Source organism: Methylobacter arcticus, assembly GCF_050917435.1.
Lineage (GTDB): Bacteria > Pseudomonadota > Gammaproteobacteria > Methylococcales > Methylomonadaceae > Methylobacter_A > Methylobacter_A titanis.
Map to the genome: position 1 here is coordinate 3579087 of NZ_CP159583.1, position 17906 is coordinate 3596992.

The window sequence follows — 17906 nt, forward strand, 5'->3', positions numbered from 1 at the left end:
CATGCGTTCAAAGCTCGCAAGCAGGCGCAGAAAATCGGTATCGAACTCCCATCAAGGCAACAGCACTGGTTCGAAACGATTGGCCAGTTGTGAATCGGTCTGGAGAGCACGAAAAGCATCCCGCGTTCCCACTGTCACGATTGGCACTTGCAATTCGTTGCCCAAGTACTTAAGTACATTCAGAAACGTACGCTGCTTGTTCAGGTTACCTGCCATGATGTGGTGGATTTCATCGATCACCAACATACGCAGGCCAACATATTTCAACAGCTTGATGACTTGGAATTGCTTTCTGTCCACCCGGTCGTTCGGTTTGTAAGGCGCAAATAGCAGCTCAAGGATGGCATTGTAGAAGCGGCCTTCATCCGGGACTGGCGGTGCCTGCACGAAGAGCACAGGTACGCGCACACCATCACCATTGGGGTTATTGTCGGCCGGGTGGAGAGCACAGAATCGCTGCACCAACATGGTCTTGCCGTTATTGGTATCCCCAACCACCAGCATGTTAGGCATCCGATGTGAGCGGGGATAGACCAACAGATCTTCCAGCTTGGACAAGACGACCTTGGCCCTTGGATAACCGATCCAGCGGGGAGATCGAATCTTTTCAATTCTCTCTGCATTGCTCAATTCCAACTGCTTGGCTGCCGAGTCGTTCAAGTGGCTCACGTCAAGTCATCCATCTCGTCGAAAGGCTGAATGACAGGAATCGTGATCGGTGCCGGTGCGGGCTCAGATTTGTCCAACGCTTGGGTGATACTTGGGCGGATTACCTCTTGCCCAAATTTGCGGCGTTGGGCTGTCCGTCGAACCGCTACGGTCTTGGCTTGGGCACTCTGCTCAATTTCGCGCATCCGCCCGTAAGCATCAAAGATCGTCCGCTCATCAACATGCCTGCACCCATCTGCTTTAACCTGGCGTTTTGCTTCTCGTAGCTCCCAAATACTGATCGGCGGGTGGGATGTATTCCGGTATGGCACTGGGTAATAGACATTGACCTCGGGATCATAAAACCAAATGGTGCTGATATCGCGCGGGTCACGCCTGAACATAAATTTACGTTTATATTTTGAGGCCGCCGGATCTGGAGCATTGATCCAGCGCCGCAAAACATCGTGGTAGTAGTGGATTTCATCGATCACCACGCCATAGTCCTGAATCGTTCGCTCTTCGAATGGCATCAAATCGAGTCGCAAACGATCCTCATCCATAACCCGTGTGGGCAGCCCTCGCCCCGGCATATCCTTAGTACCAAACACACCTTGCCGGTACTTTTCCAGGGGAGGCATGTTGATGCCCGAATGGAGACGCTGGTGATAGACGTTTACGATAAAAATCACAAACCATTCCTCGAACTCTGTCAGAGTCAGAACTGCCTTGGCTTCGGAATCGTAGTCGCCGCGCTCACGCGGATTAGAAAATGTGGTGCCAGGCAACGTATGTATTTCTTGAGCAAATGAGCCAAGCAATCGTTCGATATGCCCACCAAAATGCGGCCGGGCTACCGGACGCCATTCGATATCAATGCCATACTCCAGGCAAGCACGCTGAAGCATGTTGCCACGAAATTCGTGGGCATTGTCCATGTGCAGTTTTCCTGGCATACCCCAGCAGGGCCAGTCACCCTTGATATCATGTTTCGATAGCCAGACATCTTTTGGCAAAATTGCATTTGCCAGACATTGGCCCGCAGACAAAGCACCTGGAGGATCGAACGACACGTAGAACCCAGCGACCATCCTGCTGAAAACATCAATTGCCAGAGTGATCCAAGGCTTGCCTACCGGCCGTCGATAGACGTCATCCACTAGAATAATATCTAGTGGGGTGTGATCGATCTGCAACACTGCGAATGGCCAATCAGCGCCCGGAAACTTCCCTTCGACTGGCGAGTAAGTTTGGTCGGCTGCTTTCCAGCCTTTCCGCTTGACCATTACAAATTCGTCAGCTAACGCCTTGAGGCGGTTGCGTACGGTATTGTTATGCGGAGGATTGATGCCCGCATTAACGCAACGCCGCCGAATTTCATCACAAACCTTTTGTTGGGATTTGCGCTATTTAGTTAGATAGTCACTTCCGACCACAGCCTGAATGATGGTTTCAACTTCGGCCGTCAGTTTAGTCGTACCCTTATCGTTCCGGCTGCGCGGCAGTAGCGACGTGAGCAACCCGGTGGCTTCATAACGCCGAATCCAGTCATAGAGCGTGTTTTCATGGCGCTCGAATGCTTTAGCCCGAGCAACGACATCCTGCCGACTGCGATTTGGCATATCAAGTAACGGCCGAATGATCTCGAAGCGCTTGGTTGCTTCCTCCCACGCCTCATCTTGAACCAAAACTAAATCAGGCCTGGCTTCCGGTGGCGTAACAACAACTGCTGGAGCGAGATCACCTACTTTGGCGTGGCTAACTTGCCGAGTCTCATCGTCCACAACAAGCACTTCATTTAGATCGATAACATGAGTAATCCGGTGTAAACGATCTCGATAAAGAACGGCGGCACCGGGCTGAAGCTGCAACAGCTGATGTGACGTACTCATTTGTGCAAGCTCCAAATTGGACTATTCATGGTGAGCTTGGTATCCATGTCAAACCCTATTTGCCGAGTTCCTACCATATACCAAAGTGATGGCAATAACCTTGCTTGGTTCCATTCGTCTTGAAATACCCTGCCAAGCAATTCCGCCGGGGTCGTATTGCGCAACTGTCGTATCTGTTCATCCAGCATATCCATGTGCGCTTCCTCAGCCGGCCCTTGTCTTACAAAAGAAAGTAGGAATTTCGCATTCTCCAGATAAGGCGTACGGGTTTCAACTTCAGTGATAATCTTAAACCGCCATCCATGAGAACGAGCGAATTTTACTGCTGCGCGGAATTTTGGCCGCAGCTCAGACCAATGCTGTACCAGTTCAGAACGGTATTTGACCTCGTACAACACCTTGCTGTGGTAGTCATGCAATTTGAACGTGGCGAGGACATCGGGCGTATAACGATGCGCACCACCGGCATCATCAATCCAGCTCACAACCAATGGTTGAACTTCGAACGTTTCAATAGCGGGGTCAAATTCCAGTAAAGCGATAAAGTCACGTTCCAGCGTTGATTCGAACATTGCTTGGCCTTCGGCCTTACGATGTGCCGCGATACCGGTCACGTTGCGATAGTTCTTGGGGATTTTGCGCACGGGCATGTCATACCTCACTGAGTACACTATAGCACTGTAAAATGCATTCTAGTACGAAACATCGGTGTGCGATAGTAGCGCTGATCGTTGTAAAAATAGAAGAATAATGGCTCATCAGTACAATTTAGCGTTGGAATTCACAGACTGACGCACCCGACTCTGCTTGTTATTCGCTATCGATAAAGTGATAAACCTAAAATCCACAGTTGGTTCGTGCGGAATAGTTGAGTAACAAATGCCGGTCCGATTCTCTGATTTGTATGGCAGGCCAGCCTTGATGCCGAACCCGCCAAGCGGGACAAGCAGTTCGAACACTTCGTCAAATGGTTTCTCAAAGCTGATTCTGAATGGGCAACGCAAGTTGACCCAGTGTGATTGCGGGATGAATGGTCACTGCCATTATGTTAAGCGCTGTAGGAGCGGACCATGCCCGCGATGAAGAGGCTACAACTTTGCAATCGCTGCCCAAATGTCGCGGGCATGGCCCACCCCTTACGGTCTCTTGTACTGCTTAACGTAATGGCAGTGACGCGCTACGTGGGAACGAGAAACCGATAGCTGATAAGTACATTGAGAAAAACATCTTGAGTTATCTGGGATGGTCTCAGTCAAGCTAAAAAACTTGAACTCGAGTATCAGGATATTGAATCAATCCGACTAATAATCGCACTAGACGCCAACTCCAGGCCCTGCTTATAACATTCACTGGCTCTGTCTTTATCGCCTTGGGCAAACAGCAAATCGCCGAATAGTTGATAAGCCGGAACGGTAGGCTCTATTGAAATACTTTTGGTCAGGTAGGTCTCGGCTTTTTGCTTATCGCCACATTTCATGCTCAACTTACCCAGTACGGCCAGGAATACGGCATCCCTAGGGTGCATAGGCAACCACTGCTCGGCAGTTTCAAACTGTCTTGAATTATTAAGCGACTGTACATTACCAAATAATACCACCAGCGTTTGATCCCAGGTTGTCGACAAGGCTCTGGCCAAGCCGCCTTCAACCTTTGCGCCCGCTCCTGCGTCTATCATCGCGGCAAAATAGATAGCCGAAACGCCTTTCATCTGTCTGATGTAATCAGGAATTTCCGACCATAGCAATTCAATGTCCTCAACACTGCCTCGCTCGGCTGCCTGCTTTAACAATTTACTGAATGCTTCGGTCTCCAGCAGTTTTATCTCGGCTTCCATCAACACTTTATGGGTATTCAATGACGGAATCAGTTTACGAATGCCTTCCCAATCACCGGCTTGTTGATAAGCTTGGTGTAACAATCTTAATACGCTGGCATGAGTTGGATTGATGGAATGCAGTCGCGCAAGCGTTTCCAGGGCTTGTCCGAACTGTTTTTCCGACAAATGCAATTCTGCCTGTGTCAGGCCTATCGCCACATCGGAACCCGGCGCGCCATCTGCTGCCTTTTTTAGATATTCATCCCTTTTGTCAAGCGCACCGCGAGACTGTGCGGCTCTTGCTGCGGTCAAATAGTGAATTAACGGAGCACCGCTTTGCGAGGCATGCTTAATCAATACTTTTTCGGCTTTTTCCCAATTACCTTCTGCAGAATCCACTAGACCTGCAATCAGGGCTTCTTGGGAACGGTTAAATTTTATGTTTTTGCCGCGATTTTTAACTTGGCCCGGCAATCTGAACAGCCAGCCTAAAAATCGGAAGGAGACATAAAACACAAAAAACGCCATGATCAAGCTAACCGAAAAAACGATTAGCGATGTTTCCAAGGACCAATGTCCTATGCCTATCAAGACATAACCGGGATTCTCAAATCCGCCCAGCCATTTATTGGCTAAAAAAGCAGCAATAATGGCAACAAGCAGCGAACCCAGAAAATACATTATATTTTTCATCATGTACTCTCTGGATTATTGCGCGGCAGGTGCGGCTTCAACCGGTGGTCGCGCCGGTTCCTTCGGCAACTGCTCCTCCTTGCGTTGCTCTACCTCCTGCTTCCGTGCAGTCGTGCCGGCTTCGACACTTCCGTCATCCTTGGCAGCCGGTGGCTCAGCGGGCGGAGCTGTCTCTGCGGGTTTTACCTTTTCGGCTGGTTTTTCAAGTTTAACGGGTTCGATTTTTTCAGCCTGCGGCATCGCTTTATCAGCGTCCAGTCTCAGCTTGGTAATATCTCTAAGCATTTTCAGCGACAAACTGATGTCGGGAAACTGGCTGCGGATCTTAATGGCATTAAATTTGTCCAGTTCGGCAATAAAATTATTCGTCTGTGTGTCCTGGGCAAAATTTTTCTCAGCCCATTTTTTTGCATCAGCCAGACTGGATTGATAAAGTTGCTCATGTTGCTGAACGAGGGCAATTTTGACCATTTCCAGCTTTACTCTTAACTGCTCACGAATAAACTGGGCTTGTTCCGGTGTTAATATTTCCTTAATGGGATGTTCGGTGTGCCTAATAGTGACTATCCCTTCCAATTCCATCATTGCAGAATCCAGCAGATTGTGGGCTGCCTTATCGGTCGGTTCTTGTACCGCTTCGGGTTGAGTCAATTCTTTTCCGGTATACGGCAAAAACAAGACCAATGAATCGACCTGGGTTTGCAGTGATTGAATCGAAGCATAAATACCCACAGTATCGGCGACGGCAACACTACGGATTGCCGCGATGTCCTTGGCGATTTGTTCACGTATTTTAAATACTCCGGCATCGCCACTTTCTCTCAGGCGTTGATCCGCCGCTTCCAACGCTTCGTAGGTGGTATTCACATCGCCGACTAAATGCAGGCGTTGATTGGCTACGCTTAACAGATATTCCGCATCGGCAATTAACCAGTCGCTGCGGGTCTTGCCCAATTGACGCTGTACTTGCGAAATTGCGCTGTTTAATTCATTCCGTGTGCTATCCAGTTTTTCGCCATGCAGACGCGAAAAATCTGCCAGTGTTTTGGTAAAATGGGCATCTTTTCCGGCAACATCAGACTCTACTGTTGCCAATTGCGATTGCATAGCGGCAAGTTGCATCTGATAGCCGCTAATCTGTTTTGACAGCTCGATTAGATGCATATCGCCTTTATTAACTTCACCACCTAAATTATCCTGTTGAGAGCGTAATTGCTGAAACAGATAAAAACCGGCACCAACCACACTTATTATAATGAGCAGCACAATAATGCCAAGCCAGAGTCCGCTACGCGACTTGCGAGGGGCGTTAGCAGGAACGGAAGTTTTGCTGCTATTGTCACTCACATTTTGTTCTTGTTGTTCACTCACTTCGGCCACTCTATTCCCCTGTCACACACGTTATTACTGTCTCAAGAATTGCTGTATCGATAGGTTTATCGGTCACAGTAATTCGATTAAATCCTATATCGGCGGCTATACGCCTGATTCTATCGCTAACTACCACCAAGGGTATTAAGGACAATAGCTCGTTGTTTTCTTCACCCAGCATGAAATGCAGGTTTTGCAAGGCTTCTGCACTGGTTACGGTAATAACATCCAGTCGATGTTGCTCAAGCAACTCGACAACCGGTGAGTTATCAATACGGGGAATTATTCTTTTATAGACTTCCAGATAGTTAACGGTTGCGCCTCTGCTGCGTAACGCAGTTGCCAGCTGCTCGCGTCCGCCTTCACCACGAACGATTAAAAAATTCTGTCCTTCGACCTGCTGTAGTTGTGGCATTGCCAGCAATGCTTCACTGTTATAACCTGCTTCAGGCACTAAATCGACGGGCAACCCGGCCATTTTCATGGCTAGCGCCGTTGACTGCCCTACTGCGGCAAAACGCACAGATTCCATAAATCTTATTTTGCCACCATTCGCCTTTAGAGCAAAATTTACTGCATTAGCACTGATGAAAATAACCCAGTGAACGCTATCCAGATTCTCCAACGTGGTTTTTATCGGTTCGGCATTATCCAGCGAAACAATCTCCAGCGTTGGAAACCGAACGGCGATGCCACCCCGCTGTTCAATTAAACGACTCAGGTTTTCCGCCTGATGCTCAGGCCGAGTTACTAAAACATGCACGCCGTTTAAAATCATAATTCGTTAAACAGCGCCTGCAGAATTTTATCTGCGCCTTGAGCTAATAAGTCTTCGGCAATCATTTTGCCGATAGCTTCAGCTTGGTCGCGTCCGCCTGTTCGCTCAGACCGATAGATCACACTACCATCAGGACTGCCGACCAATCCGCGCATGAACAATTGCTCACCCTGCAGCTCTGCGAAACCGGCAATCGGCACTTGGCAACCGCCATTCAATCGCGCGTTCATGGCTCTTTCTGCCGCCAAACACAGCCCAGTTTCGCTATCATGCAACACGCTCAGCATCTGATTGAGTTCCCGATCATCAACCCGGCATTCAATGCCTATGGCTCCCTGGCCGATCGCAGGCAAACTGATACCGGTATCCAGGCATTGGCTAATGCGCCCTGCCATGCCCAGTCTTTTTAAACCGGCTGAAGCCAGAATAATGGCATCGTATTCCCCTGCGTCCAGCTTGGACAAACGGGTATTCACATTCCCCCTTAACGACAATATCTCGGCATCAGGGTAAAGCTCTTTAATTTGGCATTGTCTGCGCAAGCTGCAGGTACCGATTCTGGCATTAGCCGGTAAATCCTGTAAGGTCGGATAATGATTGGAAACAAAAGCATCGGTCGGATCTTCACGGGGCAAAATAGCCGCCAAATGCAAACCCGCTGGAAATTCTACCGGCACATCCTTCATGGAATGCACCGCAATGTCGGCAGAACCGTCCAACATGCCTTGCTCGAGTTCTTTAACAAACAAACCTTTACCGCCAATTTTGGCTAAAGGCGCATCAAGGATCTTATCGCCCTGAGTAGTCATTTTAACCAGCTCAGTCCGGCAACCGGGAAACGTCCGCTCCAGCAGCTTTGCAACGTGCTCCGCCTGCCACAAAGCCAGAGGACTCCTCCGCGTTGCAATACGAATAATTTTTTCAATCAAAAGAACACCATTCATTATTCAACAATAAATGCCATTATTGTAACCCGTGTCAGTTAATGACGGTTAATCGAAGTTGAATTCGACCGTATCGATGCGGGAGCTTTGCCTACAGGGATGTAGGTAAGGAGCGTTAGCAGGAGCGGAAGCTTTAGAGGTATAATTTTGCACAATAGCCAACTTACAATGAAGCCATCATGACCAACGTTAACGCCGACAAACTTTCCAGCGCCCGATTTGCCCAAGCAACCGATGCCTTTGTCGAGGTATTCACCGCCTCTGTCGACTTTGACCAGCGCATGGCGCAGCAGGATATTGAAGGATCAATTGCCCACGCAAAAATGCTTTGCTCTTGCGGAATCCTGACCGAACCGGAACGTGATGACATTATTAATGGCTTGACCCAAATCAGCCAGGAAGTCATTAAGGGTGAGTTTGTCTGGTCGATCAAACAGGAAGATGTTCATATGAACATTGAAGCCCGCCTGACTGATTTAATCGGCATTGCCGGGAAAAAACTGCATACCGGACGCTCCCGCAATGATCAAGTGGCAACGGACATTCGTCTTTACCTGCGCAGTGAAATTCAGCAGATCACTATCCAGCTTACGCGCTTGCAAACCGCCATTCTGGATTTGGCAGAACAACATGCCGACACCATCATGCCGGGCTTTACGCATTTACAAGTCGCTCAGCCGATAACCTTCGGCCATCACCTGATGGCATGGTTCGAAATGCTAAGCCGCGATAGGGAAAGGCTTGAGGATTGCTACAAGCGCGTCAATATTATGCCGCTGGGTTCAGCGGCGTTGGCGGGAACCAGTTACCCGATAGACCGTCAGATGACTTCTGATTTACTGGGTTTTAGTCGTCCGTCAGCTAATTCGCTGGATTCGGTCAGCGACCGTGATTTTGCGATTGAGTTTACCGCAGCAGGCAGCTTAATCATGATGCATTTATCGCGTTTTTCTGAAGAATTAATCTTATGGTCCAGCGCCCAGTTCAACTTCATTGAAATGCCTGATGCCTTTTGCACCGGCTCTTCAATTATGCCGCAAAAGAAAAACCCCGACGTACCCGAATTGGTTCGAGGCAAATCCGGCCGGGTAACCGGCCACTTAGTTTCATTGCTGATGCTGATGAAAAGCCAGCCATTGGCTTACAACAAAGACAATCAGGAAGATAAGGAGCCGCTATTCGATACTGTCGACACCTTAATTAATTGTCTGCGGGCCTATGCCGACATGGTCCCTCACATCGAAGCCAAAAAAGCCAATATGTATAATTCAGCTAAACGCGGCTTTGCCACGGCAACCGATTTAGCCGATTATCTGGTACGTAAAGGTATGGCTTTTCGTGATGCACATGAAGTTGTCGGTCTGGCTGTGCGCCTAGGATTAGAAACACAACGCGATTTATCCGAACTTCCCCTGTCAGAACTACAGCATTTTTCGAGCTTAGTTACTGATGATGTTTTTGATTATCTAACCCTGGAAGGTTCGGTCGCAGCGCGTAAACATATTGGCGGCACGGCTCCCGATACCGTCAGACTCGCCATTCAGACGGCAAGACAAAGCATTCACTTCTTGCCTAAAGTTCTGTAGGCAATATTTAACTTGCCTAGATTTATTTCCTCGGCTACATCCGTTGGCATACTCAACAATCAACAGTCGCTTTCCATGTCAATAGACTAATCATCATAGTTTTTGGTACAATTGCCAAGTTTCTCGGAAGCTTTAGGGCTATCCGTTTTTGTAAGTTTTCTTTTCATCAATCTGGAGAATATCTATGCCAATTAAAGTTGCAATCAATGGTTATGGTCGTATTGGACGTAATATCGTTCGCGCATTATACGAATCAGGCCGCACCAACGAAATTCAAATTGTTGCAATCAATGATTTAGGCGACGCTGCAACCAATGCTCACCTGACTCAATATGATTCAGTGCATGGAAAATTTCCTTTCGAAGTCAGTGTTGATGGCGATTACATCGTTATTAACGGCGATAAGATCAAGGTTTTCTCAGAAAGAGACCCATCAAAACTGCCATGGAAAGACCTAGATATTGATGTCGTTCATGAATGTACTGGTTTTTTCACCAGCAAAGCCAAGGCATCTGCTCATATCACTGCCGGCGCAAAAAAAGTTATTATTTCAGCACCCGGCGGCAACGATGTTGATGCCACTATCGTCTATGGCGTCAATCATGATGTGCTGAAAGCGTCCGATACCGTTATTTCCAATGCGTCATGCACAACTAACTGTTTATCGCCCTTAGTTAAGCCGCTACTCGACACCATTGGTGTGGTCCATGGCTTAATGACCACGATTCACTCTTACACCAACGATCAAGTTTTAACTGACGTTTATCACAGCGATTTACACCGCGCTCGTTCAGCCACACAATCCATGATTCCTACAAAGACCGGTGCCGCTGCCGCTGTTGGCTTGGTACTACCTGAACTGGTTGGCAAAATGGACGGTTTCGCTATGCGTGTGCCGACGATTAACGTTTCTGTTGTTGATTTAACTTTTCAAGCGGGCAGAAATACCACCAAAGAAGAAGTTGACCAAATTCTGAAAACAGCCTCTGAAAGCTCATTAAAAGGCATTCTGGAATTCAACACTAAGCCATTGGTTTCAATTGACTTTAATCATAATCCTGCGTCATCTATTTATGAGTCGTCATTGACCAAGGTCATGAATGGTAACTTTGTAAAAGTTCTAGCTTGGTATGACAACGAATGGGGCTTCTCAAATCGTATGTTGGACACCACAATTGCTTTAGTCAACGCTAAATAACGGATTTTCCACATAATGTTAAGAAGAACCAAAATTTTAGCCACACTAGGTCCCGCTACAGACAAGCCCGGCGTACTCGAAGGCATGTTTGCAGCGGGCCTTGATTTTGTTCGCATGAACTTTTCACATGGCTCTGCTCAAGATCACATCAACAGAGCCAACGCTGTCCGTGAACTTAGCCTGAAAACCGGCAGACTGGTGGGTATTTTAGCGGACTTGCAAGGCCCTAAAATTCGTATTGCCCGCTTTAAAGACACCAAAGTGTTTTTAAATGAGGGACAGGATTTTGCTTTGGATATCAACCTGGATCCACTGGCTGGCGATAATACTCAAGTAGGCATTACCTATGAACCCTTAGCCTTAGAAGTTAAGCCGGGAAGCAGGCTGCTACTGGATGATGGCCGTATCGTACTTGATGTGGTCAACGTTGAAAATATGCGCGTTAACTGCACGGTTATCGTGGGTGGCGACCTGTCTAATAACAAAGGTATCAACCTGATGGGCGGCGGTCTTTCTGCCGCAGCATTAACCGACAAGGACAAGGAAGATATTAAAACGATTGCGATAATGAAATGCGATTATGTCGCCATTTCATTCCCGCGCACCGCTGAAGATCTTCATGAAGCACGTCGTCTGTTAGTGGCTGCAGGTTGTCATGCCGGCATTGTGGCAAAGGTTGAACGGGCTGAAGCCCTCGATGTTATTGACGAAATCATTTTGGCATCGGATGCCGTCATGGTTGCTCGCGGCGATCTTGGCGTCGAAATTGGTGATGCCAACCTACCTGCCGTGCAAAAAATGTTGATTAATCGTACCCGGTCGCTGAACCGTGTTGCGATTACCGCCACGCAAATGATGGAATCAATGATTGATAACCCGATTCCTACTCGCGCTGAAGTTTTTGATGTTGCCAATGCGGTTTATGACGGTACCGATGTCATCATGCTATCGGCAGAGACGGCCTCCGGCAAATACCCGATTAAAGCCATTGAAGCCATGCATCGCGTTTGCGTTGAAGTGGAAAAACAATCCCAAGTCCGTGTTTCAAAACATCGTGTTGACCTCCAGTTTGAGCGCGTCGACGAGGCCATTGCCATGTCTGCAATGTACCTGGCTAACCACTCCAATATCAATGGCATTGCTGCGCTAACCGAATCAGGCTCAACACCCTTATGGATGTCCAGAATTAGCTCAGGTATTCCAATTTTTGCGTTCAGCCCTCATCAAGAAACGCTGGGGAAAGTCACCTTATATCGTGGAGTTTTTCCAATACTTTTTATCCATGACCTCAGTGATCATGCCGAAGTAAACCGAGCAATCCTAGCTGAATTAAAAAGGCGCGGCGTAGCTGCGGATGGTGATACATTTATCATCACTCAAGGCGATCTGGAAGGGATACCGGGCGGAACCAACGCTTTAAAAGTCATCACTGTTGGACCTGACACAACCGCTTAAAGCCTTATTGCTACTGGATAGCAGCTCTCTCCGAGAATAACGCTTTTCAGCAGATAACTCACCTAAATGGCCTGAAAAAACTTTACTTTTTCAGGCCATTTTTTTAATAGCTTACCTCTGTCAATAGCCATTTTTGGATTGCTTATTAGCATAATAAATATAGCGATTCAATAAGATACGCGATTAATAAATATCCAATAATCGTACCTACTCAGCCATCAATATAATGATAGAACGCAGCTTCCGCTCCTCGGCAACCGCTCCATGCGTCGCCTAAAGCGCCTACTTTTGGCATCTGCGTTCTATTTTTCTAACTACTGAGTAGTTACGCCAAATCTTAGCCTTTCAAAAACCGCAAGGTCTCATGTTCAACATCCACTTTTATGGTATCCCCGGCGACAAAGTTACCGGCCAATATATCCTGCGCCAGCGGGTTTTCCAGCTGCTGCTGGATAGCCCGTTTCATCGGCCTTGCTCCGTAAACCGGATCAAAACCCGCCTCGCCTAATAAATCCAGCGCTTCTTCGGTTATTTCAAAGCCGATTTCTCGATCCAGCAAACGTTTACGCAAGTATTCGATTTGAATGCCGGAAATAGCGCGAATCTGTCCGCGACCCAAGGAATGAAACACCACCGCTTCATCGATCCGGTTGATGAATTCCGGGCGAAACTTGGTGCTGACGATGTCCATGACCGCCGCTTTCATCACCGAATAAAGCGCTTCGCCGGACAGCGATTGAATAATGTCCGAGCCCAGGTTAGAGGTCATCACGATGATGGTATTCCTAAAATCAACCGTTCTGCCCTGTCCGTCGGTCAAGCGGCCGTCATCCAGCACCTGCAACAGGATGTTGAACACATCGGGATGGGCTTTTTCAATTTCATCCAGCAAAATGACCGAATACGGTCTGCGCCTGACCAGTTCGGTCAGATAGCCGCCTTCTTCATAACCGACATAACCCGGAGGCGCACCGATCAGCCGCGCCACCGAATGCTTCTCCATAAACTCGGACATATCGATGCGCACCATCGCATCGGGCGTGTCGAACATAAACTCGGCCAGCGCCTTGCACAGCTCGGTTTTACCGACGCCGGTCGGCCCCAGAAACAGGAATGAACCATTGGGACGATGGGGGTCGGATAATCCGGCTCTGGAGCGACGGATCGCGTTACTGACCGCTTTCAGCGCTTCTTCCTGACCGATCACCCGCTTACCGAGTTGCTCTTCCATGCGCAACAGCTTGTCGCGCTCGCCTTCCATCATTTTCGACACCGGAATGCCGGTCCATTTTGACACCACTTCGGCGATTTCTTCTTCGGTGACCTTGTTGCGCAACAAGGTCATTTTCTGTGCTTCAGCTGGTACGTCTGAATGCAGTTGCTTTTCCAGCGCCGGAATAATGCCGTATTGCAACTCGGACATCCGCGCCAGATCATTGGTACGGCTGGCCGCTTCCAGCTCGGTTCTGGCCTGTTCCAGCTTTTCTTTGATCGATGCCGAACCCTGCAACGAGGCTTTTTCGGCTTTCCAGATTTCTTCCAGATCGGAATATTCTTTTTCCAGATCGGCGATTTCTTTTTCCAGAATTTCCAGGCGTTTTTTCGAAGCGGCATCTTTTTCTTTTTTAAGCGCCACCTGCTCAATCTTTAATTGAATCAAACGCCGATACAGTTTGTCCATTTCCTCCGGTTTGGAATCGATTTCCATGCGGATACGGCTGGCCGCTTCATCGATCAGGTCGATGGCCTTATCCGGCAACTGCCGGTCGGCGATGTAACGGTAGGACAGGTTTGCCGCCGCGATGATGGCCGGATCGGTAATATCGACGCCGTGATGCACCTCATACTTTTCCTTCAAGCCGCGCAGGATGGCGATAGTGTCTTCAACTGAAGGCTCATCAACCAGCACCTTTTGGAAACGGCGCTCCAGGGCCGCATCTTTTTCGACATATTTGCGGTATTCATCCAGCGTCGTGGCGCCCACGCAATGCAATTCGCCGCGCGCCAGAGCCGGTTTGAGCATATTGCCTGCATCCATTGCGCCTTCGGCCTTGCCCGCGCCGACCATAGTGTGCAGCTCGTCAATAAACAAAATCACCTGACCTTCCTGTTTGGCAAGATCATTTAACACGGCTTTCAGACGCTCCTCGAATTCGCCGCGAAACTTGGCTCCGGCAATCAGCGCCGCCATATCCAAAGCCAATACCCGCTTGCCTTTGATGCCTTCCGGCACTTCGCCGTTGACGATGCGTTGCGCCAGACCTTCAACAATAGCGGTCTTGCCCACGCCCGGTTCGCCGATCAACACCGGATTGTTTTTGGTGCGCCGCTGTAAAACTTGAATGGTGCGGCGGATTTCATCATCCCGTCCAATAACAGGATCAAGCTTGCCTTGTTCCGCGCGTTCGGTCAGATCAATGGTGTATTTTTTCAAGGCCTGACGCTGCTCTTCGGCATTGGGATCATCGACCGGCTGACCGCCGCGCATCGCATCAATGGCTTTTTCCACCGCTTGTTTAGTAACTCCGGCTTTTTTAAGCAAGTCCTGAAGCAGGCCTTTTTCTTCAAAAGCCGCCAATAAAAATAGCTCACTAGAGATGAATTTGTCATTGCGCTTTTGCGCTAATTTATCGGTTAAATTCAGCAAGCGGTTTAATTCATTGGAAAGCTGCACGTCGCCGCCGGAACCGCTAACCGTTGCAATACGACCCAATTCCCTGACCAGCTCGGTGCGCAGCAACTGCGTGTTGATGCCCATCTGGGTCAGCACCGGCCTGATACTGCCGCCTTGCTGATCCAGTAAGGCCAGCATTAAATGGGTCGGCTCGATGAATTGATGGTCTTTGCCCAAGGCCATACTCTGTGCATCTGCCACTGCCGTTTGAAATAGGCTGGTTAATTTGTCCATACGCATAATAGTTGCCTCATCTGTGAGTTTTTTAAGATATGACTAGCATGGGGGATAGTGCGATTGTTTTCAAGCCGAATGGCTTGGACAGAGCAAATAACAAACCGTTGAGGAATGAGAATTAAATAACTCATACCTTTGCGCAAGGGGAGATCGGCCCGCGTCTCCCTTGCAATTTATTGCGTGGTAGCAACAAAAGCTCTAAAGTGGCCCCTGAAATCCGAACAATAGTCTAAGCCATGCGTAAAGGGGAAGCTCCAAAAGCTTCTTTTTATCCCAAATATCCAGGAGGAGCAATGACTCCAATCCATAATCGAAACAAACAGGCTGTTGTCCGGCTAAATGACGTACGCACAGGCGTCATTAACAAGGAGAGCGCCTATCCTGCAGTCAGCCTAGAGGTCACGGATTGAGCCTGGACTATGCCACCCTTGATCTGCTACGCCAGAGCCACCCGGCCTGGCGGCTGCTGAATTCGCCGCATGCGCCGCTGGTCGCGAGCTTTCTGCAACGCGTATTCATTGCTCCCAATGTCAGGGTAATGGCGCAAGCGGATTTAGCCGAAACACTGGAAGACGAACTGTTCGCCCTGCGCGAACGGTTGGGTGCAGAAGTATTCCCGAAACCGGCGCTGGACTACCTCAACGACTGGGCGGCCACCGACAAGGGTTGGCTACGTAAAGTCTATATCCACGGGTCGGATGAACCGCATTTCGACCTGACCCCGTCCACCGAAAAGGCGATTGCCTGGCTGGCAACGCTCACCGAGCGCAGTTTCGTGGGTACCGAGTCGCGCTTGCTGACGCTGTTCGACCTGCTCAAGCAGATGAGCGAAGGCAGCGAGACCGACCCGGAGGCGCGTATTGCCGAATTGCACAAGCGCCGCAATGAAATCGATGCCGAGATTGCACGCATTCTGGCAGGGGACATTCCGTTGCTGGACGACACGGCGCTGAAAGACCGCTTTCAACAGTTCATTCAACTCGCGCGCGAGTTGCTGACCGATTTCCGGGAAGTAGAGTATAACTTCCGCCGGCTGGATAGACGTGTGCGGGAACGTATCGCGCTGTGGGAAGGCTCAAAAGGCGCATTACTGGAAGACATCATGGGCGAGCGCGACGCCATAGCGGACTCCGATCAGGGCCGCAGTTTTCGCGCATTTTGGGATTTCCTGATGTCAAGCAGCCGCCAGGAAGAACTCTCAAGTTTGCTTGACCGCGTCCTGGCCCTGCCGCCTGTTGCCGAACTGAAGCCCGACGCCCGCACCCGGCGTGTGCATTACGATTGGCTGGAAGCCGGAGAACACACGCAGCGCACCGTGGCCCAGCTTTCGCAACAGTTGCGCCGCTTCCTGGACGACCAGGCCTGGCTGGAGAACCGCCGTATCATGGATATCCTGCACGGCATTGAGGCCAAGGCGTTGGCGCTACGGGAATCACAGCCTCCGGGAATAATAACGGATATTGCCGATACCGCTGCCGACATCGAGTTGCCGATGGAACGGCCGCTCCACATGCCGACCGTTAAACCGTTGATCGCCGATATAGAACTGGAATCAGGCGATGCCGATATGGACGCAGCAGTGCTGTATTCACAGATCGTCATCGACACAGCGCAATTGGGCAGGCACATCCGCCACGCCTTGCAGGATCGCGCGCAAGTAACCCTGCATGAGCTATGTAAGATGCAGCCGCTACAACATGGCCTAGCAGAACTGGTGGCGTACCTGCAACTCGCAGGCGATACTTTCAAGACAGTCGTGGATGAAGGAACAATCGATACCATCGCCTGGAAACGCACAGGAACAGATGGCCTGGAATATGCGAAACAGGCGCGTTTGCCGCGCGTAATCTTTATGAGGTAAAAATGACAGAACAAGAACTTGAACCCCTCGCAGCAATGCATGACGTGCATGGATGCACTAATGTCGCGGCGGCAGGATGCCGAGGAGCGACTGACTTGTCGGCCCAAGTCATACTTTTGCTCAAAGGCGTGATCTATCAGGAAGCGGACGCCGACCTTTGGAATGCCTTGCTCAACCTGCAAGCGCGGGTGCGCGACTATGTGGCGGTACTGGACCTGGAGCTCGTGCTTGACGAGGCTGAGGGCTATGCCTTCCTTCGTTCGCGTCAGGAAACTCACGATGACGCAACGCCAAAGCTTCCCCGCCTGATTGCCCGACGTCCGCTGTCGTTCCCGGTCAGCTTGTTACTGGCATTGTTGCGCAAGAAACTGGCCGAGTTCGACGCAAGCGGCGGCGATACGCGGCTGGTGCTGTCGCGGGATGAAATCGTCGAACTGGTTCGGGTGTTCCTGCCCGAAAGCAGCAACGAAGCCAAACTGATCGATCAGATCGAGACTCATCTGAACAAGATCGTCGAACTGGGCTTCCTGCGCAAGCTTAAAGCGGCTGCTGGACAAACTGCCGCGTTCGAGGTGCGGCGCATTCTCAAGGCCTTTGTCGATGCGCAATGGCTGGCGGATTTCGATATGCGGCTGGCGGCCTATCAGGCCCAACTCAGTACGGTCATCGCAGAAGGCGGCCCAAACAGTGACAAACAAGGAGCTGCCGCATGACAAATCGACAGGACAGCCGATTTGCACCGCGAAGTGGCCC

Annotated in this window: 14 protein-coding genes; 5 read left to right on the top strand and 9 right to left on the bottom strand. The window is 49.7% G+C overall.

Features of this window, described 5'->3' with window-relative positions:
* Nucleotides 1-51: 51 nt before the first annotated feature.
* The 8 genes from ABXJ76_RS17115 to hemC form a co-directional block, all read right to left on the bottom strand.
* The gene (locus ABXJ76_RS17115) at nt 52-669 is read right to left on the bottom strand and encodes a TniB family NTP-binding protein (protein ID WP_432742269.1); all 618 of its coding nucleotides are present in this window, start codon (nt 667-669) and stop codon (nt 52-54) included.
* Entirely contained in the window at nt 666-1934 is a 1269-nt protein-coding gene (locus ABXJ76_RS17120) for a Mu transposase C-terminal domain-containing protein (RefSeq protein WP_432742271.1), read from the bottom strand. Before ABXJ76_RS17120 ends, ABXJ76_RS17115 begins: the two co-directional genes overlap by 4 nt.
* Before the next feature lie 120 nt (nt 1935-2054).
* Complete coding sequence (locus tag ABXJ76_RS17125; RefSeq protein ID WP_432742273.1) at nt 2055-2540, bottom strand: helix-turn-helix domain-containing protein; 486 nt, start codon at nt 2538-2540, stop codon at nt 2055-2057.
* Nucleotides 2537-3190 (bottom strand): heteromeric transposase endonuclease subunit TnsA, encoded by a 654-nt coding sequence (locus ABXJ76_RS17130; RefSeq protein WP_432742275.1) that lies wholly within the window; start codon nt 3188-3190, stop codon nt 2537-2539. The genes ABXJ76_RS17125 and ABXJ76_RS17130 overlap by 4 nt, the downstream gene beginning before the upstream one ends.
* 629 nt (nt 3191-3819) lie before the next feature.
* Entirely contained in the window at nt 3820-5052 is a 1233-nt protein-coding gene (locus ABXJ76_RS17135) for a heme biosynthesis HemY N-terminal domain-containing protein (RefSeq protein WP_432742276.1), read from the bottom strand.
* A 12-nt stretch (nt 5053-5064) separates the two neighbouring features.
* Nucleotides 5065-6420, bottom strand: a complete 1356-nt coding sequence (locus tag ABXJ76_RS17140; protein WP_432742278.1) for a uroporphyrinogen-III C-methyltransferase — start codon at nt 6418-6420, stop codon at nt 5065-5067.
* Between the two features lie 10 nt (nt 6421-6430).
* Nucleotides 6431-7198, bottom strand: a complete 768-nt coding sequence (locus ABXJ76_RS17145) for a uroporphyrinogen-III synthase (protein ID WP_432742279.1) — start codon at nt 7196-7198, stop codon at nt 6431-6433.
* Entirely contained in the window at nt 7195-8142 is a 948-nt protein-coding gene (hemC, locus tag ABXJ76_RS17150) for a hydroxymethylbilane synthase (RefSeq protein WP_432742281.1), read from the bottom strand. The genes ABXJ76_RS17145 and hemC overlap by 4 nt, the downstream gene beginning before the upstream one ends.
* 179 nt (nt 8143-8321) lie before the next feature.
* Between hemC and argH the strand changes: the two genes are divergently transcribed.
* From argH to pyk, 3 genes are all read left to right on the top strand, one after another.
* Nucleotides 8322-9728 (top strand): argininosuccinate lyase, encoded by a 1407-nt coding sequence (argH, locus tag ABXJ76_RS17155; RefSeq protein ID WP_432742282.1) that lies wholly within the window; start codon nt 8322-8324, stop codon nt 9726-9728.
* 184 nt (nt 9729-9912) lie between these two features.
* Nucleotides 9913-10926: a type I glyceraldehyde-3-phosphate dehydrogenase gene (gap, locus tag ABXJ76_RS17160; protein ID WP_432742284.1), complete on the top strand. Its 1014-nt coding sequence runs from the start codon at nt 9913-9915 to the stop codon at nt 10924-10926.
* Between the two features lie 15 nt (nt 10927-10941).
* On the top strand, nt 10942-12381 hold the full coding sequence (gene pyk / locus ABXJ76_RS17165; protein ID WP_432742286.1) for a pyruvate kinase: 1440 nt from the start codon (nt 10942-10944) through the stop codon (nt 12379-12381).
* Between the two features lie 337 nt (nt 12382-12718).
* Here the strand turns inward: pyk and clpB are convergent, their stop codons facing one another.
* Entirely contained in the window at nt 12719-15295 is a 2577-nt protein-coding gene (clpB, locus tag ABXJ76_RS17170; protein ID WP_432742288.1) for an ATP-dependent chaperone ClpB, read from the bottom strand.
* Between the two features lie 403 nt (nt 15296-15698).
* Between clpB and ABXJ76_RS17175 the strand changes: the two genes are divergently transcribed.
* Nucleotides 15699-17153, top strand: coding sequence for a DUF3375 domain-containing protein (locus ABXJ76_RS17175; RefSeq protein ID WP_432742290.1), 1455 nt, complete (start codon nt 15699-15701; stop codon nt 17151-17153).
* A 2-nt stretch (nt 17154-17155) separates the two neighbouring features.
* Nucleotides 17156-17866, top strand: coding sequence for a DUF4194 domain-containing protein (locus tag ABXJ76_RS17180; protein ID WP_432742292.1), 711 nt, complete (start codon nt 17156-17158; stop codon nt 17864-17866).
* Nucleotides 17867-17906 lie beyond the last annotated feature (40 nt).

Coding starts and splice junctions, on each gene's coding strand:
- ABXJ76_RS17120 (WP_432742271.1), bottom strand. CDS start 1,934: ATGGTCAAGCGGAAAGGCTGGAAAGCAGCCGACCAAACTTACTCGCCA.
- ABXJ76_RS17125 (WP_432742273.1), bottom strand. CDS start 2,540: ATGAGTACGTCACATCAGCTGTTGCAGCTTCAGCCCGGTGCCGCCGTT.
- ABXJ76_RS17130 (WP_432742275.1), bottom strand. CDS start 3,190: ATGCCCGTGCGCAAAATCCCCAAGAACTATCGCAACGTGACCGGTATC.
- ABXJ76_RS17135 (WP_432742276.1), bottom strand. CDS start 5,052: ATGATGAAAAATATAATGTATTTTCTGGGTTCGCTGCTTGTTGCCATT.
- ABXJ76_RS17145 (WP_432742279.1), bottom strand. CDS start 7,198: ATGATTTTAAACGGCGTGCATGTTTTAGTAACTCGGCCTGAGCATCAG.
- hemC (WP_432742281.1), bottom strand. CDS start 8,142: ATGAATGGTGTTCTTTTGATTGAAAAAATTATTCGTATTGCAACGCGG.
- argH (WP_432742282.1), top strand. CDS start 8,322: ATGACCAACGTTAACGCCGACAAACTTTCCAGCGCCCGATTTGCCCAA.
- gap (WP_432742284.1), top strand. CDS start 9,913: ATGCCAATTAAAGTTGCAATCAATGGTTATGGTCGTATTGGACGTAAT.
- pyk (WP_432742286.1), top strand. CDS start 10,942: ATGTTAAGAAGAACCAAAATTTTAGCCACACTAGGTCCCGCTACAGAC.
- clpB (WP_432742288.1), bottom strand. CDS start 15,295: ATGCGTATGGACAAATTAACCAGCCTATTTCAAACGGCAGTGGCAGAT.
- ABXJ76_RS17180 (WP_432742292.1), top strand. CDS start 17,156: ATGACAGAACAAGAACTTGAACCCCTCGCAGCAATGCATGACGTGCAT.